This is a genomic window from Halobacteriovorax sp. GFR8, from assembly GCF_050955245.1.
Taxonomy (GTDB): Bacteria; Bdellovibrionota; Bacteriovoracia; order Bacteriovoracales; family Bacteriovoracaceae; genus Halobacteriovorax_A.
The window spans coordinates 69,055-89,460 of the sequence record NZ_JBPBLR010000003.1 but is presented as its reverse complement, the minus strand read 5'-3'; the positions used below and the strand labels follow the sequence as shown (position 1 = coordinate 89,460).

Here is a 20,406-nt window from a genome sequence, read left to right as displayed (position 1 = left end):
TACTTTTATAAAATTCAAATTGTGATATCATTAAAATATAATAATTTTACTTAGGAAGAGTAAAAATGAAAAAAATAGTCATAGCAGTATCGATTCTATACTCATTTTTTGCACTATCTGCAAATTTAACGAAAATTGATTTTCAACAAAAAGATGACTTAAGTTACTTGAATTTTAATTTTGATAAGAATGACTTCAAGATCAAGAAGTTTCAAGTTGTAAAAGATAAGCAAGTAATCATCGATATTGAAAACACCATTTCAACTCAAAGAGTTCTAAGGGCCTTTGATACATCTGAGTTCTCTGGAAGTGTTGTATTTGTTTCGGCATTCAAAGCACCTGGAAGTTCTCAAGATATTAGAGTTGTTGTACAACTACGTGATAACGTACGTTCCAAAATTCAAACCTCTGGAAATTTAGCGAGCATTATCTTTGAAAATCGTTACGGTGCCTTTGCTAGTTCAAAAGAGCAAGATAACGTTGTGTCTGCAGTTGAAGAAAAGAAAGCTGAAAGACTTTTAAAGCCAAAATCTAAGAGCATGGAAGATATTCTCGAGAACCTAACTCTTTCAGGACAAAAAAAATACGTTGGTAATAAGATTTCTTTAAATGTTAAAGACATGAAGATTAACGATATTCTTGATTTAATTGCGGATGCTTCTGGATTTAACGTTATCATGACAAATGATGTAGCGGAGCTTAAACCTTTATCACTAAATCTTGTGAATGTTCCATGGGACCAAGCACTTGATACTGTTTTATCAATCAATAAACTTGTTGCTGAAAAGAATGGGGCGATCCTAACAATTAAAACTCTTGCTCAAGCAACTGAAGAGAAGAGAAAAGAGAGAGAAGCGACACAAATTAAAGAAGTTGCGGAACCTCTAGTGACTAAAATTCTTCCAATTTCATATTCAAAAGCAAAAGACTTAACAACACTTCTAAAGGACTATGTAACTCCTGCAAGAGGTTCAATTATTGCAGATGAGAGAACAAACAACTTAATTATTAATGATACCTTAGAGACGACAGAGAAGATTGCAAAAATTGTTGATATCCTAGATCGTCAAACACCTCAGGTATTGATTGAATCAAAAATTGTTGAAGTCAACGAAGGTTATCAAAAGCAAATTGGTCTACAAAATGGTTTAAATTTTGGATATGATCCTATTGGACAAATTCCTACATCAACGGAGATAACAGGAGCAGCGAGTAGCACGAGTATCTCAGGGCCGGGGTTAAGTTTTTCAAGTGCTCCAACAACTGGTGAAGCAACAAGAAATCTTCTTGGTGTAACAATCTCTCGTTTTGGTCGCTTATTTGACCTTAACTTTCAATTACAACTTCTTGAAAGTGAGTCGAAAGGAAAGATTATTGCATCACCACGTGTCGTAACTAAGCATAATGTAAAAGCTGAGATTGTTTCAACCGATACTACTTCATTCGAAGAAAGAGAAGGAACTGGTGAGGATCTTACAATTACATTTAAGGAAACAACTGCTGAGTTAAGTCTTGCAGTTACACCTCAGGTTGCAAATGATGGGGCAATCGATTTAATTGTAGAACTATCAAAAGAGCAATTTGGTACCGCACCAGCGGCAGGAGCACCACCTGATAAAACAAAGAGACAAGTAAAGACTAATGTTCTTGTTGAGAATGGATCAACTATTGTTTTAGGTGGACTTTATAGTTACTCGAAAATTGAATCACACTCTGGTGTACCTTACTTAAAGGATGTACCGATTGTTGGTTGGCTATTTAGAACTCCATATAATCCTCAAGTGAGTAAGACTGAACTTGTCATTTTCATCACTCCAAGGGTTATTAACCAAGAACGTGCTGGGTTAACAAGTAGCTTGTAGATGAAAAATTATAATAATTTAATCTCAAAATATAAGAGTCAATTGGAGAAAGACCCTCGGTCGAAAGTCTTTGCTCCTCTGGCAGAAGTATATCGCAAAGTTGGTATGAACGATGAAGCTCTTATTTTGCTAAAAAGAGGCTTAATTCATCATCCAAATTTTTCTGCTGCAATCATTATTTATGGACAACTTCTCCTTGAAAAGGATGAGGTTGAAGAGGCGTATACTATATTAAAGCCTCAGCTTTCTATAAATGGCGATAATATAAAGTTTTTAAAATTATTTGCACAATCTTGCTTTAAACAAAATCTCATTCTAGAAGCTCTTAATACATACAAGAGAGTTCTCTTTATCTCACCTAAAGATATGGAAGCGACTGAGTTTATTGTTAAGTATGATAACTTCGATAGCGTTGAAGATGAGGACTTAACTCAAAAGACTTTTGATATCTCTAATCTTGATGACGAGATTGAAAGCTGGAGCACTTTAAGCTTAGTTCCACAAATAAAAGAAGAGCCTGTTGTTGAAGACAAGAGTAAAGAAGAACCAGGACAAATCTTTAGTCATACTCTAGTTGATCTTTACTTAAAACAAGGTGCCAAGCAAAAAGCTATTGAGGTATTAAATAGCGCACTAGTTGAAAATCCAGATGATAAGAGAATTCAAGATAGGTTAAGAGAGCTTGAAGGACTTGATGAGATAAGTGAGAGCAAAGGGCGTGAAGATCTAATGGCCGCATTTGAATCTACTGCCAAAAAGCTAGAAGAAAAGCCGAAGGTTGAATTCGAAAAACTATCAATGGCATTTGAGCTATTTGAATCATATCTAAAGAAAAGAAGCAGCGAAGTTTTAAATGGATAAATTTTTAGTCATTAATGGACCTAATTTAAATTTGTTAGGTAAGCGTGAACCCGAAATCTATGGCAGCTTAGACCTTGCCGCTATCGAGTCGTATACAAATAAAAAATTTGAGGACTTTGGGTACAAAGTTGATGTCGAATGGTTTCAATCTAATGGCGAGCGAGAAATAATTGAAAAAATACACGCCGCATCGGAGTCTGATATTAAAGCTCTGATCATAAATCCAGCGGCCTTTTCTCATACTAGTATTGCTATATTAGACGCTTTGCGCGTTATGAAATGTCCAGTAATTGAAGTACATCTTTCAAACACAAACCTCAGAGAGGAGTTTAGAAAGAATAAAATTACTGCAAAATCTTCAACAGCTGTGATAGAAGGTTTAAAAGAAAAAGGTTACTTCCTAGCAATATTATCGCAATTAATTTAAAGGATTTTTATGGAAATATCGACAAATGACTTTAGGAAAGGTTTAAAACTAGAAATCGATGGCAAACCATATGTTTGTATTAAATGTGACTTCACTAATCCAGGTAAAGGTTCTGCTTTTTACAAGTTAAGAATTAAGAACCTTGAAACAGGTGCAGTTATTGAAAGAACTTTTAAGTCAGGTGTAGCAACGGGTGCAATGCAACCAGATCTAGATGAAAAAGAAGTAGAATACTTATACAATGATCCTGAAGGGTTTAACTTCATGGACCAATCAACATTTGAAACAATTCACGTAGCAACAGAATATATCGAAGACGCGGCTAATTACCTTCAAGAAGGTATTAAAGTAGAACTATTATATTATAAAGGAAAACCAATCTCGATTGAGCTTCCAAACTTTGTTGAGCTTGTAGTTACAGAAACTGACCCTGGCCTAAAGGGTGACACTGCTCAAGGTGGACTAAAGAAGGCAATTATGGAAACAGGCCTTCAAGTTAACGTTCCACTATTTATCAAAGAAGGTGAAATCCTGAAAATTGATACGAGAACTGGCGATTACGTAGAACGTGTAAATAAATAATTTTTCTAATAGTGAAGGCCCTTTTAAAAGGGCCTTTTTCTTGTCTCTAATCCAATTATTTCTGTGGTAAAAAGTACGCTTAACATTAATTAAATTAATTATTTGATATAATAATATTAGATAGTTACTAGTATTTCTTATACCAGAGGCAATGTGTCAGAAAACACAATGACAAATACAAATTATGATATCAAAACGTTACTTGGTAGTACGCAGGAACTCATTGCGTTTTTAGAAAGTCATAGTATCGAAAATGAAGAATCATTATTAAGTCAGAATCTATATATTGATTCAATTTTAAAAATTTTATTATTTCATTCAAATGGAAAAGTACAAAAACTATCAATCGAAATAAAAAATCTAATTGGTTATTTATTAAAACGAAAAAAAATAAATCGACTAAATGAATTAAAAAATATTTTAAATCATTTCAGTGTTTCATACTCACAAAATTTTGATTCTTATATAAGTGTATTAAGTACTGAAAAAGTAGATGAAACTTTTTCAAATTCTATTTCAACGATTAGTACTGTTAAAAACTCTGAGAAATATTTTCAATACGCAACTTTAAGAAAAAAACTTGAAAGAGACATAGAGTTAATTGACCCTTTAATGTTCATCGAATCTATTTTTAAAGTCATTCCTTTATTTTTCGAAACAAGTGAGCATAAGTCTATTATCTATAAGTATGGGAAGAATAGTGATGATAATGATCTGATAAGAGCTATTAACTACTACCTAAAAGACTTTGATGATATTTCGGAGTTTGTTAGAGTTGCACCAAAACGTACATTAGATAGAGAATATATTGAAGCTTATGAGACAACTCTAAATAAAAAGGATGAGCTCCTAACACTAGTTGAACTAAGAGAAAGACTAGTGGATGGTTGTGAGTCGAAAGATGAATATATAAACACTCTATTTGAAATGGCCGTAGCCTATCGAAAACTTGGTAATAAGGAACGAGCTTACTTCCTAGCAATAATTGTTAACCGAATATATCCTGGTTATAGAAATGTAGAGGTTATGTTGAAGAGATGAGATTTGTTAATAAATTTCTAATCATATTCACACTTGCATTCGGACTTCTTGCTGTTGGAGCTTGGCGATTTATTCAATCTAGGTATGTCTCAACAATACTAACTGAATATATAAATAAGAATATCATTCTTGATTCTAATATGACTCTCTCATTCTCAAGGGTTTCCGGTGGATTCTTTCCTCCTCGTACTATCCTAGAAGATGTAAACTTTAAGGTGAAAGACGAGTTAGAAGTACATGTAAAGGATGTTTCTGCAGCATTCTCTCTTTTAAGCCTATTTTCATCAAATGTTAGATTTAACGCAGTAGACTTCAGCGATGGTTACATTGTTCTTGAAAAGTTAGAAAAGAGTGAAGATGATACTTCACAAGTGAGTATTTTTAACACGCTTAATAATGTAACCAATCAATTACCTTTTAAAATTAATAAAATTGAAATTAGAAATTCTGATTTTTATATTGCTGAAAACAATCTCAACATTCCAATAAAGTATTTGGCACTAAGTCCATTCGAGTACAGTTACGATATTATCTTAGATATTGAAAATGTGAGTTGGCAGGGTGCTATTGTTGATAATTTATTTTTAGATGCTGAGATAGTTGAAGATAACATTCGTGTTAGAAATGGTTATGTGTTTATTAAAGACTCTAAAATAAGCGGTTCTGGTAAATATGAATTTAAAAACAAAAAAATTCATTCAGATATTGAGTATAAAATAAATTTTGATAGTTTTGAGGAGCTAAAGAAGAAGTATAGTGTAAATATAGATGGTATCCTTGAAGGAAAGGCGACGATAACAGGAGCTATTGATAAGAAAGATATTTTCGTAAGTGGACTTTCCAATGGTAGCAACATTCATTCTGACTTTGTAAACCTCGACACGTTTAAATCAAAATACTCATTTCATAATAATAAACTTACAATAAAGGAATTTATTGGTGAAATAAATAATGGCCAGGCTAAAATATCAGATGAGTTAATCTTGAACTTTAGTGAGAATAAAGTCGTTGAAAATAAAGTTGTCGTTGAAACGAAAAACCTTCACTTGAATGACGTTTTATACTTCTTAGGTGATGACTTCACCCTTTTGAAAGGACGTGCAAATGGGAACGTTCTCTTAAGTATGGATGAAAATGGAAGTGTTCTTGTTGATAGTATTGAAGGTAGTCCCTTTTATATCAAAAATTTAGCACTAAAACCTACTAATGATAATATTTTAAACTTTGAGAAAGTAGACATATCTAGTCTCAATATTTTTGCAGGAAGTGTTTTTCGAATTGGTATTAATGCAAAAAGTAACTCTTCGTCGCTTGTAGGTTGGGGATCTGTTGTTGGGAGTGAAGTGGACTTCACTGTTAAAGCAAATGATTTTAGCATCTCTGATCTAGGTGGGGAGATTGCTAAAGTTGCAAAAGGCCGAGGTGACTTTGATATTTCGATAAAAGGTTCAGATGAAGTAATTATCGATGTGAATACTTTGAACGCAAAATATGTTGAAGTATTTGGATTTCTTTTGGAAAAAGAGTCTAGTGCAAATTTAAAATATTCAATTGATAAGAATATTATTTATGTAAATGAACTTAGAAATAGGACCAATGGCCAAGCCTCTATTTCAGGAACTGTAAATCTAGTCAAAGATGAAGTTGATTTAAATATTGGACTCAAGAGTGTTGATCTAAGTCTGCTAGAACGAAATGTTAAGCCAATCTGGGAAGATATAAAAATTTATACGACACCTTTTGAAGGTGTTTTTAATGCTGATGTAAATTTGAATGGTAAATTTTCTAATTTTATTACTTCTTTAAATATCAATTCAGATAAGGTGAGCATTTATAAAGAGCCTATTGATAGCATCTCTTTGAAGCTTATCGTTTCAAATGATGATGTATCAGTCAAAGATGCTTTTGTTAAGAAGAACCGATCTAGTGCATCGGCAGACTTTATTTATAATTTTAAGAATGGATTTGAAGAAATTTCTTTTATTACAACACCAATCAAACTTGGTGATTTTTATCGATATCGTGATCTAGGCTTAGGTTATAATGGCCACTTTTCTGCTAGTGTTGAAGCAAAGAGAAATGGCGTTCTTAGGGGAAAAGGGAATGCATATCTAACTGAAACAAAAGTTGGAAATGACGAAATTGGTGCTTCGGAGTTAGAGTTTAGTTTTAAGGATAAGATAATTAACTTTAATACAAATATTCTTAATCAAAGTATTCATATGGACGGTGAGTTAGACTTTAGTAAAAGTTATCCGCGAGTTATCCTAAACTACAATGTCGATATGCCAGATATTAAACCGTCCCTATCATTTATATCGGAACACAACTCTTTTAACAATGAATTGAATGGTTTTGTTCAGCTTAGTGGACAACTAACTTACGACTTCGATCCAAATCGTCCAGTAAGTTCGATTATGAATTTAACACAGTTTCATATAAGTAATTATGGACGATCTTTAACTTTAAAAAAACCTACTTCAATTGAGATTGACCAATCGGAGATTAAGCAACTTAATTTATCATTGAGTGGTTCTGGTGGTTTCTATCACTTAATTGGTAGTGGAAACGTAGATAAAAGTTTCCAACTAGTACAAGACTTAGATATTAATCTTAGCTATTTAACACTTTTAACAAGTGAGATTGAAAGGATTCTTGGAACTATTAAAGGTAAGGGGATTATTGTTGGAAATCGTAAAAAATATGACGTTTCCCATTCTCTAAGTACTTCAAACTTTGGACTAAAGCTAAAAAGTGTTCCTTTAGAAATTTCTAATGCAAGTGGTGTCGGCGCCTATCGTGACCAAAAAATACTAATCAATAATCTAAGTGGCGAGATTGGCTCAGGTGACTTTGACTTGTCTGGATATATAAAAGCAAGTTTTCCACTACCTGAAGTATATATAACTTCTAATTATACAAATGTAGGCTATCAGGTTGAGTCGCGATCTATTATTAATACAGATGGTAAGTTGACCTTAAGTGGCCGTGGTTTTCCTTATTTAATTAAAGGAAGTGTTTTTGTTAATGGTGGACTTATTGAAAATGAATTTAATGACTTCAAGTCTTCTTCAGAATTCAATAAAAGTTTGAGCAAGTACATTACCCAGAATCAAAGAGGTATCCCTGATTTAATCAATCTTGATATCGACTTAAGTATTAAAGAGACAGTTAGGCTAAGAAATCGCTTAGCAGATCTTTTAATAGCAGGTGATTTACATATTGATGGACAGTTTACTAATCCGGCCATGCAGGGACAACTTATTATTGTTCCAGGATTAAGTAAGTTTAAATTTAGAGGTAATGATTTCATCTTATCTGAGGGTGTTGTTTACTTTACGAAAGAAGAGAATATTGAGCCTATTACTCTTAACCTTTTAGCAAACTCAACTATTGGACAATATGATATCGAAATGGGAATCACTGGTTCAGTTGATGACATTTCTATCAATTTAGAGTCAAATCCATCTCTTTCTCGTGATAATATCTTTTCTTTACTCACTCTTGGAGTAACATCTGACTTTTCTCAAAACTTGGAAGATAGTCAAAGAACTAACTTAACGACTATTGGAATTGGTACATTTCTGGTTGACCAGTTAAATATAAATGAAGGCCTAGATGCTGCACTTGGGTTAAAACTAAGTGTTTTACCAGAGTTTACTGAAAGTTCTGATAGTCCAATTGAAGAAGCTACGAAATCAGAACAATCTGTAAAGACGGCCACGAAGCTACAGATTACCAAAAAAGTAAATGACAATATCAATTTAAAGTTTTCCAATACCTTTGATAGTGAAAGTAATAAACAATCGATTAATGTTGATTATAGTATAAGTGATAAACTCTCTATTGAAGGGATCTTTGAAAGTGAAGATGATACTAATAATAAAGAAGGAACAGACGGTTCAGTGGGAGCCGACATAAAATATAAATGGTCATTTTAAGATTAATTACCACATTCATCTTTTTAATTGGTTCTGTTCTTGGTGCCGAAAATATACATATCAAAAATGTTGATATTGATTGTACCGGACGTGAAGAATGTCTTTTTATCATCGAAAGTTTCAAAAAGTACGAAGGAAAAGAATTAACTCGTGAAGAGCTAAGTCGAATTATTCAATTTGAATTAGCAAAACCATATTATAAAACTTTTTATTATGAAGTTAAAAAGAGCCGTCTAAATATTGTTGTAGAAACAAAACCTAGAATCCTATCAATTAATGTAAAGGGGACAGACTCTGTTCTTAATCGTCGTATAAAAAACGATTTTAAATTGAAGGAAGGTGACTACTTTGACGATATGTCAGCACAAGAGGGACTTAAGGCCATAGGTAAAGAGTATTTTAAAAAGGGTTCTAAAGTAGGTTCAATCTCTAAAGAACTAAATCAAGAAGGAATAAAGATTACTCTAAATCTATTAAAGAATGAGATCAGGAGACTTGAAGAAATAAAATTAAATGGTTTATCTGGAGTAAATTTAATCGAAGCAGAGAAGTTCTGGCATCGTATTAAGGGAAGCTCTCTTGATTTTACGAATTATAAAAAAATGCTTCAAGAGTACCGTTCCTTATTAATAAGAAACGGTTTTTGGCTATCACGAGTAAAAGAAGAATTGAACGTTCTTGGTAACGGTAATTATGAGCTGGTTTTTAATGTTGAATTAGGTTCTCGATTCGGTGTTAATTTTTATAATAACTATCGTTTAAATCATAACGACCTTCTCTCTCATGTTAAAAAGTATATTCAAAATAATAAGGGAAGATTTGATGATATTTCACTTAATCGTCATATTGTTAACTTCTATCGTGAAAATGGTTACTATTATGCAAAGTCTAAGCTAACAGAAGCTCGTGGGCTTGATATTAATGGAAATAAAATTTTAAACTTCTATTTTACTATCGATGAGGGACGTAAGGTCAAAGTCGCTCAAATTAACTTTAATGGAAATCACTTCAAAAACAGTAAAAAGCTTAAAGAAGTTTACTATAAGACTGATTCAGATTTGTTAAAGGCAGACTATCTACATGAAAGAGGACTTGAGAATGCCTCTGAGAAGATCAAAGAGATTTATGTTAAAGATGGTTATATTTTCGTTAATATTGAAAAGCCTAAAGTCGACTTTATCGATGGTGGTGATGCTGCAATTGTATCTTTTTCAATTTCAGAAGGTTCTCAATATATTTTGAGTAAAATCAATATTGAGGGTGTTGAAGATGAAGAGGCCAGATACTTTATTAAAGATGTTCTTAAAAATAAAATAGGGAAACCTTTCAATGTTGTTCACATTGATGAGGATTTAAAGAATGCCCTGATTTCACTAAAGACACGTGGTTATTACTTCAGCACATATACTGAAAAACGTCCGAAAAAGATTGTCAATGTAAACTCCGCAACTAACGAAATTGAATTAAATCTAAAATTTGGTGTTGGTGTAAAGACCTATCTTGGAAATGTCATTGTAACTGGTAACTCGACGACTAAAGATGTTGTTATTAGAAGAGAGCTTCCGTTAGAGCGTGGGGATCTTGTTACCCCTAAGGCCATGAACGACTTTATTGCACGCTTAAGAGAACTTGGCTTATTTTCAAACGTAAATATTTCTTCATTTGTTGGAGAAGAAGTTTCACAAACAGAGAAATATCTAAACTTTGTTATTAAAGTTACTGAGAAAGATTTTGGCCTTGCCGAAATAGCCCCAGGGTTTAGAACCGATCTCGGTTTAAAATTCTCTACGACAATTTCTTATAATAACTTCAATGGAATGAACCGCTCTTTCATCTTCAAGGCACAGACAAACTGGAGAACTGATTTCTCGTATCTTGATGATCGAAGAAGGGAGAATTCAAGAAAGTTATTAGAAGGATTAGTACAGTTCCAATATGTTGAGCCGTATTTATTCTACGATTTATTCAAATCGAAAGTAACTTTTAAGGCCACTGCTCGTTACGAAAGAAAAAGATACTCTGATTTTGATGCTGATATCATTAGTTTCTCTCCGCAGCTAATTAAGACCTTCTCTGATGTCTTATCAATGAGCCTGACTTATGAATTTGATAATATCAGACAGTTTGATGCAACAGATGCAATTGATGAAGATAAGTATATTATTGGTGCAATCAGACCAGAGCTATCTTTAGACTTTAGAGATAATAAAACCTTACCTAAGAAAGGCTCTTGGTTTAATTTCTCTTGGGAATTTGCAAACCCTTACCTTGGTTCGCAAGAAAGTGAAGACCTAACAATTGACTATCACAAGGCCGTCGTTCGAAATTTTAACTATATCCCTATGGGAGATATTACTTTAGCAACTTCGATTGCCCTAGGGTACGAGCATAACTTCTCAAGTGATATTGTTAAAGATAGTAGTGGAAATATTATTATCGATACAGATGGTAAGCCAATGACAACAGGCTATATTCCACCTTTAAAAGTTTTTCGTTTAATTGGACGTGATTATCTTCGTGGTTATAGTGATCTGGAAAGTGGAAGACTAACAGACGGTACGTATATTAATGATACAACAGTTAGAGGTGAGGCTTTCTTTGTAAACTTCAGACTTGAACCAAGATATTATATTGGCGACTATTCTGCCATTGCTGTCTTCTTTGATGCGGGACGCGTATTTGTTGATAAAGTTGATAACTTCGACTTATTAAAATCAGTAGGGATGAGCTTTAAGTTTTTTACACCAATTGGGTCCTTGGATTTTGACTATGGTATAAAATTAGACCGCGTTGGTGGTGACTCATTTGGCCGTTTCCACATCACGATTGGCCAATTTTAGGAATTTTCGTAATTTCAAAGACTTAAGATCGAAGAAAATATTACGCATGGCCAAAAAAATAACAATTTCCCATTGTTTTATTGGCATAAATTGTTTAATATCTGCCGAAACCCGTTACCCCACAAACAACGGAATTATGGGCCTTTAGGTCCTTAAGTGTTGTAAACAAATCATTTTATTCTGATGATGCGTTTACGTTTTATTGATTTTTAACATTATTAAAGTGGAAGGTTACTATGTACACTGAGAAATCATTTGTGTTGAAGCCAGCAGACGCTGACAAAAAATGGCACTTAATTGATGCTACTGATATGGTAGTTGGACGTTTAGCAACTGAAATCGCTAATGTATTAAGAGGGAAGAACTCACCAAAGTACACTCCTCATACAGATTCTGGTGATTTTGTTGTTGTTATTAACGCAGAAAAAGTTAGATTTACTGGGAATAAGTGGAACGATAAAGTTTACTACAGACACACAGGGTATGCTGGTGGACTTAAAGAAAGAACTGCTAAAGAACAATTAGAAAGAAAGCCAGAAGCGATTCTTATGAACGCTGTTAAAGGTATGCTTCCTAAGAATTCTCTAGGTAGAAAACAACTAACAAAACTTAAGGTTTTTGCTGGATCTGAGCATGCTCATAGCGCTCAAAACCCAGTAGAATACAAATTCTAGTAAGAGGTTATTATTATGGCTAAAGGAAAAACTTGGGATTCACAGGCAGTTGGTAGAAGAAAATCTTCAGTTGCTAGAGTTTACATGGCTGCAGGAACTGGTAAAGTTGTTGTTAATAATAGAGATATCAAAGAGTACTTCACAAAAGGTACAGATAGATACGTTGTTAACCAACCTCTAAACCTACTTAAACTTGCAGATAAATATGATCTAAAGATCAACGTTACTGGTGGTGGAACTACTGGTCAAGCGGGTGCTACTCGTCTTGGTATTGCAAGAGCAATTCTTAAGATCGATGCAGCTCTTAGAGGCGAGCTTAAATCAGCTGGATTCCTTACAAGAGATCCAAGAAAAGTTGAAAGACAAAAAGCTGGTCAGAAAGGTGCAAGAGCAAAGTACCAATTCTCGAAGCGTTAAGATTTATCTTACAATATTTTCGAATATATGCAGGGCCCACTTTTGTGGGCCTTGTCTATTCAAGGGCTTACCAAAAACTTTTCTTCTATGCTATAAATCCTTATGGCAAAATCCATTCAGCTTAAAGGCGTAAGAACTAATAATTTAAAAAATATTAATGTCGAGTTTCCGATTAATAAGATAACTTGTGTTTCAGGTGTGTCTGGATCAGGAAAATCCTCACTTGTTTTTAATACACTGGCAAATGAGTCCAAAAGAAGATTCTTAAATTCACTACCATCTTCAATGAATTTTTTTGAAAGAGTTCCTACAAGTGCTGAAGTAGATAGTATTTCACCTGTTTTACCAGTTTGGAGTCTAGCGCAAAACAATCCAATTGTTGGATCGCGCTTAAATATGGCCGACCAATTAGAGATTAGTTATGAATTAGCACAGCTATATTTTGAACCATTTTCTACAAAGTGCTTGATACATGGAAATGAGTTTGTTGATGGACTTTCACAAGTTGAAACTGACATAACGGATTCTCTTAGCGATGATTGTAAAGTTATCCATGTGCTTATTGGTAAAGATCATTATCTCGAAAACATAAATGGAATGCCTGCGAGAAGTTTTGATTCAAAAACTGAGACTATTCGTGATTTTGATAAAGAAGATTCCCAGTGGGAGATCTTTCGAATGAAGCCTAAGAGTATTGGCCAATTTAGAAAAAAATGGATGGAACTAATTAAAAATAGTGCAGTTGCTCAGTTAAGTGTTTATCTTGCAGGACAAGATAAGTTAAAGCACTTCAATTTAAATACAACGGCCTTTTGTCCTAAATGTTCTGAAGAGAATGTGCGTAGTGCGAGGCAAATTAGTGACCTGCTTCCTTATAATGGAGTAGGGGCATGTTCCGAATGTAAGGGATATGGATCAACACTTAGTTATGATATTAATAAAATTGTAAAATTCCCTAAGAAAAAAATTTCTGACGGTGCCATTACTTTTTTAGAGTATGCCAAGTATAGCGAGCATTATAAATACTTTGTAGCAGAAATTAAAAAAATAGGGGTGTCTCCAGATAGTCGCTTTTGTGATGTAAAAGATGAAGTTGAAGAAATTCTTATGAATGGAAGTGGACGCTTTTATGGTGTATTAAACTTTCTCTATGGGCTTGAAGAAAAACGCTACAAGCGCTCAGCAAGAATTTTTCTAAGGTCTCTTCAAAGTGAAAAGTGTTGTCATGTTTGTGAGGGAAGAAGAGTTTCTCCAAGTGCTTTACTTCATCGTGGAAAACTTCAGAATATAATTTCATATGGAGATTGTTTATCTCTTACTCTAGAAGAGTTATACGAAAACTTATTTGTAGACAAAAGTGATACGATCGTAAAAAAAATATTAAGCAAGTTAGAAATTGCCATTGAATTAGGTTTAGGGCAATTTCCATTGATGACAAAGCTTAAGTCATTAGAAACGAGTGAATACCAAAAGTCCCTCTTAGTACGCTATTTAAGCTTTCAAGGAAGTGGATCTTTATTTGTTCTTGATGAGCCTAGTCTTGGAATGAACTCAGATGAACAAAAAGTTTTATTAAAATTTCTCAAAAATCTTTCGATAAACAATACAGTTGTGATGGTTGAACATAGTAGAGTTCTACAGCAGGGAAGTGATCACAATATTGTCATTGGTCCAGGGGCAGGTCATCTTGGTGGTGAAGTTGTCGCACATAAGTTACCTAAAATAGAAAAAATTCAAAAACAATCATCAAAAAAGAAACGTGTTGATGAAGAAATTACTTTTAAAAATATTGAGTTTGAGGGCTTTAGATATAATGAAATTAAGTTTCAAGTTGGAACAATCAATCAAGTAAAGACTCAAATGGATTCATTTGATAAGAGACTTGTAATCAATGCACTTTTTAATGAGTTAAATGAAGATATCTTTAATGAAAAATACGATTTTGAAACTTCTTATGAAATAGATGATTTAAGCTATCCTGATGGAATTGAGAATATCTTTATTTATGAAACAAGGATTGAGAAGTCGACTAGTCGTTCTACTGTCGGGACGGCCCTAGACTTAAGTGGCCATGTGAGAAATTATTTTTCAAGGCTTCCTGTTTCTAAGTCTCTTGGTTTAGAGAAAGGACACTTTTCTAAAAATAGTAAACTAGGTCAATGTGCAGTTTGTGAAGGTAAAGGTATACAAGAAATTGATATGCAGTTTCTAGAAGATGTTACTTTTGATTGTGATGAGTGTGGTGGAACAGGCCTGAAGAAATTTTATGCCACTATCACAGATGGAAAGTATACGATAATAGATGCATGTAAAACACCGATATCAACTTTATTTGAAACACTTCCTACAACACCTAAGATTAAAAGAACAATCGAATATTTAAAACTTCTTAATCTCGATTACTTAACTCTCGATCGAACAATTCCTTCACTTTCTGGTGGGGAGCGCCTTCGCGTTAAACTCCTTAAGGCCATTGATAAGAAGGTTAAAAATTCGATTATTGTGCTAACAAATATTTCTTACGGTCTATCAATTAATGAACTTTCATCAATATGTGAATTACTTGAGGGGTTAACTGGCCAGGGCAATACGCTAGTTCTTCTCGATAACCATGAGATATTTAGTAATTTCAATACGATAGAGCTTGATTAAAAGACTAAAGTATTAAGTAGAATATCCGATAAGAATCGTATGTTAAGGTTCTTATTGTGCTCTATTTTTATATTTATTTCTATAACTAGTTCGGCACAAGAGTTATTTCAAATCCCATTGAGCAAACAGCTTTCGGAGTCCAATGCTATTATTATGGGAACCTATCAAGGAAGCTTTCCCAAGAAATTAAGCGATGGATCAGTTGTTACTAATGTCTCATTTAAATTGGAGAAGTCTGTTGGTCTTGGCTCTCGTCAACTCTTGAATAAGAATTCATTTAGCTTTGTCTATGATGGTGGGACTTGGCAAGGGATCGATTATCCTAATAAGCTTAAACCAAGATTCGTTGTCGGACGCCGTTATATCGTTCTTTTAAGAAAAGGTGAGTATGATTTCTACCCATTGAATGAGCGTCTTGGCGTTTATAATGTTATCGGTCGCAATGGCGAAGATGCTGTCATTTCTCAAGCCTTCCCAGATAATCCTAAGTTTGGTGCCAACTCATTTAGCACATTTAATCTTTGGATAAGTAGTATCTATGGTGAGGGACTGAAAGGAATTGGAACTGATAAAGATATTTTTCATAAGAAGACTGCAGGCAGGAAAATTGCTTCAGTTGATAATTCTCGAGAATCTAGTGAATATAAGATTCACATCTATTGGTTAGCTCTTTTGTTTGGATTGCTTGGTGCAGCACAGTTAAGAAAATCAAAAGTCTAATTATCCAAATTTACTATTCATTTTTAACGCGCAATTTAGTAAAATTTAACTAATTATCCCATGGAAGGTAAATATGAATCTATTAAAAGTACTTTTGTTAATCACAGTTTTCTCTCTGGGTCACAAGGCCTATTCACAAGATTTATTAAACGAAAGAATTCGTAAAATTCCGGATAAAAAAAGATCTATCTTTTTCAACAAAGGAATCTTTCATTCGACAAATAGTAATACTAATTCTGTATTGAAATCAATTCGTCACGGAAATGGTAGCTCAAGAGGTTTTGAAAGACTTGTCTTTGACTTTGAAACTAATGAGGCCCCTAGAGTCTACGGTTATAAGTCTGAAAAAGAGAATAAGATTTATGTAGATTTTTTTAAAACAAAGCTTAATAAAAAAGTAGGTTCTTTTGGAACTTCTAAACTTGTGAAGAAAGTAGATTTTTATCCAGTTGGAGACGATACACTTTCTGCAGAACTTGTCATTGATGGAAAACATTCAATTGATGTTTTCACTTTAAAAAATCCAGGTCGATTAGTAATCGATATTAAAAAGTAGGTGTGATTTATTATGAATGAATACGAAGAATACAACGTGCAAATTAAAGACTCACAAGGAGATGAAAAATTTCCTGAAGATGTTGTAATCATACCTATTATGAATAGCCCGATTTTTCCGGGAATGATTGCGCCAATTATTTTAACTGAAGATAAGTTCACTGCTGAATTAGATGAGTATCTAATTAAGAGTGGTTATCTTGCTCTTAACCTAGTTAAGAATGATCTAAAAAATGAAGAAGGTGAGATTGATCCTTCAATTCAAGAAGACCTAGATTCTAGGGAAATCACTTCAAAGGATATTTATAAAGTAGGTGTTCTTTGTAAGGTTGTTAAAAGGCTTAAGTTACCAGATGGTTCTGTAAACGTTCTTGTACACGGTATTAAGAGATACCGTGCTTCAAATATTTATGAACAATCCCCTCTACTAAGAGCTAAGTACGAAGTATTTGACGATATCTTAGAAGAAGATGAGGAACTAGATGCATACACTCGTTCAATCATCAATCAGGTTAAAAAACTTAGTGAAGTAAATGCATACTTTAACGAAGAAATGAAGCTTGCTATGATTAACTCATCTTCACCTGGAGCACTTGCTGACTTAGTTGCATTTGCACTATCTCTAGATATTCCAGAGGCACAAGACTTCCTAGAAACTCTTGTTGTTAAAAAACGTTTTGGGAAACTACTAGTATATCTTAAAAGAGAAAAGGATGTTGCAGACATTCAAAAGAAAATTTCTGATGAAGTTAATGATAAGGTTAATAAGTATCAAAGAGAGTACTTCTTACGTGAACAGCTCAAGGTAATTAAATCTGAGCTAGGATTGGAAGAAGATGATAAGGCCCGTGATATCAGTAAGCTTAAAGAAAGAATTCTTGAAGCAAAACTTCCAGAAGATGTACTTAAGTCTGTAAATGAAGAGATTGAAAGACTTGAGGTAATTCCAGATTCGTCACCAGAATACAATGTAACTCGTACATATCTAAATTGGATTGTGGATCTACCATGGTCAAAGTCAACTGAAGATCATGTTGATATGGATAAGGCGCAGAAGATTCTTGAGAAAGAGCACTATGGCCTTGAAAAAGCGAAAGAAAGAATCATGGAGTTCTTGGCCGTTCGTAAATTAAAGCCACAATTTGATGGAACAATTCTTTGTTTAGCAGGTCCTCCTGGTGTTGGTAAAACATCAATGGGGAAATCAATTGCTGAATCTCTAGGTCGTAAGTTCTATCGTTTCTCTCTAGGTGGTATGAGAGATGAGGCAGAGATTAAAGGGCATAGAAGAACATATGTTGGAGCAATGCCTGGACGTTTAATCCAAGCAATGAAGCGTGTTGAGGTGAATAACCCTGTAATCATGCTTGATGAAATCGATAAGCTTGGACAATCATTTCAAGGTGATCCGGCATCAGCGCTACTAGAAGTTTTAGATCCTGAGCAAAACCATAATTTCATCGATCACTACCTAGATGTTCCTTTTGATCTTTCAAAAGTTCTTTTCATCTCAACAGCGAATTATATTGGCGACATTCCTGAGCCTCTTTTAGATCGTATGGAAATTATTGAGCTAAGTGGTTATACGATGGAAGAGAAACTTTCAATCGCTACTAAGTGGGTAATTCCTAAACAAATTAAAAAACACGGTTTAGAAAAGAAAGATATTAGCCTGACAAAAGCAACCCTTAAAAAGCTTATCGAAGATTATGCTCGTGAGCCAGGTGTTCGTGTAATGGAGCAGATGATTGCTAAAATGTGTCGTCGTGCTGCTCTTGAAAAAGTTAAGGCCAAGAGACATAAGGTATTCAATCCAAAGCCTACGGACCTTGAAGATATCTTAGGAACTGCTCGTTATCAAAGTGAGAAGGCTCTTAAAAAGCTATGTCCTGGTATGACAACAGGTCTTGCTTGGACTGGTTATGGTGGTGATATTCTTTATATCGAAACTCTTTCTCTTAACGGAAAAGGCTTCAAACTAACTGGCCAGTTAGGTGATGTAATGAATGAGTCAGCTAACCTAGCATATAGTTATGTTAAGCAACTTCTTCAAAATGAAATGGAAGAACACTTCAAGATGAAGCCTAAGAGAAAAGCTTCTGATGAAAACGAAGATGAAATGGAAGACTTCCTTTCTGAAAGAGAAGTTCACCTTCACCTTCCTGCTGGTGCAACACCAAAAGATGGCCCATCTGCAGGTATTACGATGGCACTTGCTCTTTACTCACTTGCTCACAATGTGACAATTAAGAGTAATCTGGCCATGACTGGTGAACTATCTTTAACTGGTAAGGTTCTTCCTGTTGGTGGTATTAAAGAAAAAGTACTAGCTGCAAAGAGAGCAGGTATTACGAATATTATGTTACCAATTGATAATGAAAAGGATTTAAAAGAAGTTCCTGAAAGACATAGAAAGGGAATGAAGTTCTATCCTGTTGCGCATTTTGATGAAGTTTTAAAAATCGCGCTACCAAAGTTCAAACCAAAATTTAAGTAATAAAAAAGGCCCTAATTAGGGCCTTTCTTATATTCAAAATAATTTTTTTAAAATTAAATTCGACTTAGAATTCGTCTGAATCGTACTCACTTACTGGAGCATGCTTAACTTTACCAGCTGCGATCTCTCTAAGTGCTGTAACTACATCTTTATTTTTACTCTTAACAAGTTGGTCTGCACCATCTCTTAATTGCTTTACGCGTTTAGCAGCTAGGTGTACTAACTCATAGCGGTTTTCAACTTTTTCTAGACAGTCTTCAATCGTAATTCTTGCCATTTTGTGCACTCCGAAAAATTAAATGTGACTTAAGTTATTTTTATAGGACAAAGCGCTGTTTTTGTCTAGAGATAGGGCCTAAATATTTAAAATATTTAGAAGTACTTATACTTTACCTATGTGATTTAAGACACTTAGATGTAATTGTTGAGTGCTTTACTTGCATAATAATATTCTATGAAGCAACAATTATTTATATTTATTGAACATCAAGCTGTATTAGAGTCAGTTAAACATTATCAACAAAAATTCCACGGTATTTGCGCTGGAAGAATTTTAAGTAAAATTGACTTAATTTTTAAAAATGGTCCATGTGATTTGGCAATTGGTTACTATATTTTTAAGATTGATATATTAAGAATAGAATCACAAACACTTTATGGTGAAGTGTTAAGTTATAAATATTTTGGTGACTAATGGATAACTCTACAATTGTTGAACTTGCCCTAGAAGAAAGAAAGTTTCTTCACGAAATGTCTAATAAGCTAGCGATTGCAGATGGAATGGCCGCAAAGGTTTTAAAGCTTTTAGAAGAACAAGGTGGAGATGAAGAGCTGATAAGACGACAGAAGAAGGCCACGAAGGCCATTAAGGAGCAGATAGAACTTCTTAAGCAAAGAAGATTTCTGCTCCATGAACGCTCTAATTAAGACTTACGTTAACTTGGTCACCGACCATAAATGCAGGTATCTCTAAAATAGGATGCCTTTCTTTATCATTAAAATTCTTTGTTACTGCAATTGAGGTATCTGAGTCATGATGAATAACTTCAAGTTGTCCAACTTTCATCTTGTGACGGTAGCGTTTCTCACGATCATATGGATCGTTTAGAATCACAACACGATACACATCAAGTAAGGTACCATTCTTAATACCTTGCTTTTCTCCTAAATTTACGTAGTAGTTCTTTTGAATTTCTTGTACGTCATTTGTCATTGGTAGTTCATGTTCTACAGAATAGATCATATAGTCTTTTGCCATGACTTGAGCTTGAAATAGTATGCCTATGATGACGAGTATGAAATGTGCAAGAGTCTTCATTCATTACTTCCTTTGTTGC

The 20,406-nt window shown here is 33.9% G+C and carries 17 protein-coding genes; 15 read left to right on the top strand and 2 right to left on the bottom strand.

Translation table 11 applies throughout. The features are described 5' to 3' along the window. The first annotated feature begins 65 nt into the window (after positions 1-65). From pilQ to lon, 13 genes are all read left to right on the top strand, one after another. Positions 66-1,862, top strand: a complete 1,797-nt coding sequence (gene pilQ, locus ACRXC1_RS15145; protein WP_433660043.1) for a type IV pilus secretin PilQ — start codon at positions 66-68, stop codon at positions 1,860-1,862. Next, entirely contained in the window at positions 1,863-2,723 is an 861-nt protein-coding gene (locus ACRXC1_RS15140) for a tetratricopeptide repeat protein (RefSeq protein WP_433660041.1), read from the top strand. Beyond that, positions 2,716-3,150, top strand: coding sequence for a type II 3-dehydroquinate dehydratase (locus ACRXC1_RS15135; protein ID WP_433660039.1), 435 nt, complete (start codon positions 2,716-2,718; stop codon positions 3,148-3,150). The genes ACRXC1_RS15140 and ACRXC1_RS15135 overlap by 8 nt, the downstream gene beginning before the upstream one ends. Before the next feature lie 9 nt (positions 3,151-3,159). Next, the gene (efp, locus tag ACRXC1_RS15130; RefSeq protein WP_392911065.1) at positions 3,160-3,732 is read left to right on the top strand and encodes an elongation factor P; all 573 of its coding nucleotides are present in this window, start codon (positions 3,160-3,162) and stop codon (positions 3,730-3,732) included. 153 nt (positions 3,733-3,885) lie between these two features. After that, positions 3,886-4,773, top strand: coding sequence for a hypothetical protein (locus tag ACRXC1_RS15125; RefSeq protein WP_433660036.1), 888 nt, complete (start codon positions 3,886-3,888; stop codon positions 4,771-4,773). After that, the gene (locus tag ACRXC1_RS15120) at positions 4,770-8,714 is read left to right on the top strand and encodes a translocation/assembly module TamB domain-containing protein (RefSeq protein ID WP_433660034.1); all 3,945 of its coding nucleotides are present in this window, start codon (positions 4,770-4,772) and stop codon (positions 8,712-8,714) included. Before ACRXC1_RS15125 ends, ACRXC1_RS15120 begins: the two co-directional genes overlap by 4 nt. Then, positions 8,702-11,554, top strand: a complete 2,853-nt coding sequence (locus ACRXC1_RS15115) for a BamA/OMP85 family outer membrane protein (RefSeq protein WP_433660032.1) — start codon at positions 8,702-8,704, stop codon at positions 11,552-11,554. The genes ACRXC1_RS15120 and ACRXC1_RS15115 overlap by 13 nt, the downstream gene beginning before the upstream one ends. 236 nt (positions 11,555-11,790) lie before the next feature. Next, a complete protein-coding gene (gene rplM, locus ACRXC1_RS15110; protein ID WP_021267593.1) occupies positions 11,791-12,228 on the top strand; it encodes a 50S ribosomal protein L13 in 438 nt (145 codons plus the stop codon). 15 nt (positions 12,229-12,243) lie between these two features. After that, complete coding sequence (gene rpsI / locus ACRXC1_RS15105) at positions 12,244-12,645, top strand: 30S ribosomal protein S9 (RefSeq protein ID WP_021267519.1); 402 nt, start codon at positions 12,244-12,246, stop codon at positions 12,643-12,645. Positions 12,646-12,747: 102 nt separating this feature from the next. Then, positions 12,748-15,297: a hypothetical protein gene (locus tag ACRXC1_RS15100; protein WP_433660030.1), complete on the top strand. Its 2,550-nt coding sequence runs from the start codon at positions 12,748-12,750 to the stop codon at positions 15,295-15,297. A gap of 153 nt (positions 15,298-15,450) precedes the next feature. Further along, the gene (locus tag ACRXC1_RS15095; protein ID WP_392911075.1) at positions 15,451-16,017 is read left to right on the top strand and encodes a hypothetical protein; all 567 of its coding nucleotides are present in this window, start codon (positions 15,451-15,453) and stop codon (positions 16,015-16,017) included. 73 nt (positions 16,018-16,090) lie between these two features. Next, positions 16,091-16,573, top strand: a complete 483-nt coding sequence (locus tag ACRXC1_RS15090) for a hypothetical protein (protein ID WP_103218451.1) — start codon at positions 16,091-16,093, stop codon at positions 16,571-16,573. A gap of 12 nt (positions 16,574-16,585) precedes the next feature. Then, positions 16,586-19,069, top strand: a complete 2,484-nt coding sequence (gene lon, locus ACRXC1_RS15085) for an endopeptidase La (RefSeq protein WP_433660027.1) — start codon at positions 16,586-16,588, stop codon at positions 19,067-19,069. Positions 19,070-19,133: 64 nt separating this feature from the next. On the opposite strand, the gene rpoZ is transcribed toward lon, so the two are convergent. Further along, positions 19,134-19,346 carry a DNA-directed RNA polymerase subunit omega gene (rpoZ, locus tag ACRXC1_RS15080; protein WP_021267614.1) on the bottom strand — a complete coding sequence of 71 codons (213 nt, stop codon included), beginning with the start codon at positions 19,344-19,346 and terminating at the stop codon, positions 19,134-19,136. A 177-nt stretch (positions 19,347-19,523) separates the two neighbouring features. On the opposite strand from rpoZ, the gene ACRXC1_RS15075 reads away from it, so the two are divergent. Together ACRXC1_RS15075 and ACRXC1_RS15070 are read left to right on the top strand one after the other, a co-directional pair. Then, positions 19,524-19,763, top strand: a complete 240-nt coding sequence (locus ACRXC1_RS15075; protein WP_392911077.1) for a hypothetical protein — start codon at positions 19,524-19,526, stop codon at positions 19,761-19,763. Next, positions 19,763-19,996: a hypothetical protein gene (locus ACRXC1_RS15070; protein WP_392911079.1), complete on the top strand. Its 234-nt coding sequence runs from the start codon at positions 19,763-19,765 to the stop codon at positions 19,994-19,996. Before ACRXC1_RS15075 ends, ACRXC1_RS15070 begins: the two co-directional genes overlap by 1 nt. On the opposite strand, the gene ACRXC1_RS15065 is transcribed toward ACRXC1_RS15070, so the two are convergent. Continuing rightward, a complete protein-coding gene (locus ACRXC1_RS15065) occupies positions 19,989-20,387 on the bottom strand; it encodes a hypothetical protein (RefSeq protein WP_392911081.1) in 399 nt (132 codons plus the stop codon). The two genes, ACRXC1_RS15070 and ACRXC1_RS15065, sit on opposite strands and share 8 nt — an antisense overlap. Positions 20,388-20,406: the final 19 nt, after the last annotated feature.

What these genes read in the sequence shown, in the direction of transcription:
- ACRXC1_RS15100 (WP_433660030.1), top strand. Translation starts at nt 12,748, where the DNA reads ATGGCAAAATCCATTCAGCTTAAAGGCGTAAGAACTAATAATTTAAAA.
- lon (WP_433660027.1), top strand. Translation starts at nt 16,586, where the DNA reads ATGAATGAATACGAAGAATACAACGTGCAAATTAAAGACTCACAAGGA.
- ACRXC1_RS15140 (WP_433660041.1), top strand. Translation starts at nt 1,863, where the DNA reads ATGAAAAATTATAATAATTTAATCTCAAAATATAAGAGTCAATTGGAG.
- ACRXC1_RS15090 (WP_103218451.1), top strand. Translation starts at nt 16,091, where the DNA reads ATGAATCTATTAAAAGTACTTTTGTTAATCACAGTTTTCTCTCTGGGT.
- rplM (WP_021267593.1), top strand. Translation starts at nt 11,791, where the DNA reads ATGTACACTGAGAAATCATTTGTGTTGAAGCCAGCAGACGCTGACAAA.
- ACRXC1_RS15075 (WP_392911077.1), top strand. Translation starts at nt 19,524, where the DNA reads ATGAAGCAACAATTATTTATATTTATTGAACATCAAGCTGTATTAGAG.
- rpsI (WP_021267519.1), top strand. Translation starts at nt 12,244, where the DNA reads ATGGCTAAAGGAAAAACTTGGGATTCACAGGCAGTTGGTAGAAGAAAA.
- ACRXC1_RS15115 (WP_433660032.1), top strand. Translation starts at nt 8,702, where the DNA reads ATGGTCATTTTAAGATTAATTACCACATTCATCTTTTTAATTGGTTCT.
- ACRXC1_RS15095 (WP_392911075.1), top strand. Translation starts at nt 15,451, where the DNA reads ATGGGAACCTATCAAGGAAGCTTTCCCAAGAAATTAAGCGATGGATCA.
- ACRXC1_RS15120 (WP_433660034.1), top strand. Translation starts at nt 4,770, where the DNA reads ATGAGATTTGTTAATAAATTTCTAATCATATTCACACTTGCATTCGGA.
- efp (WP_392911065.1), top strand. Translation starts at nt 3,160, where the DNA reads ATGGAAATATCGACAAATGACTTTAGGAAAGGTTTAAAACTAGAAATC.
- pilQ (WP_433660043.1), top strand. Translation starts at nt 66, where the DNA reads ATGAAAAAAATAGTCATAGCAGTATCGATTCTATACTCATTTTTTGCA.
- rpoZ (WP_021267614.1), bottom strand. Translation starts at nt 19,346, where the DNA reads ATGGCAAGAATTACGATTGAAGACTGTCTAGAAAAAGTTGAAAACCGC.
- ACRXC1_RS15065 (WP_392911081.1), bottom strand. Translation starts at nt 20,387, where the DNA reads ATGAAGACTCTTGCACATTTCATACTCGTCATCATAGGCATACTATTT.
- ACRXC1_RS15070 (WP_392911079.1), top strand. Translation starts at nt 19,763, where the DNA reads ATGGATAACTCTACAATTGTTGAACTTGCCCTAGAAGAAAGAAAGTTT.
- ACRXC1_RS15135 (WP_433660039.1), top strand. Translation starts at nt 2,716, where the DNA reads ATGGATAAATTTTTAGTCATTAATGGACCTAATTTAAATTTGTTAGGT.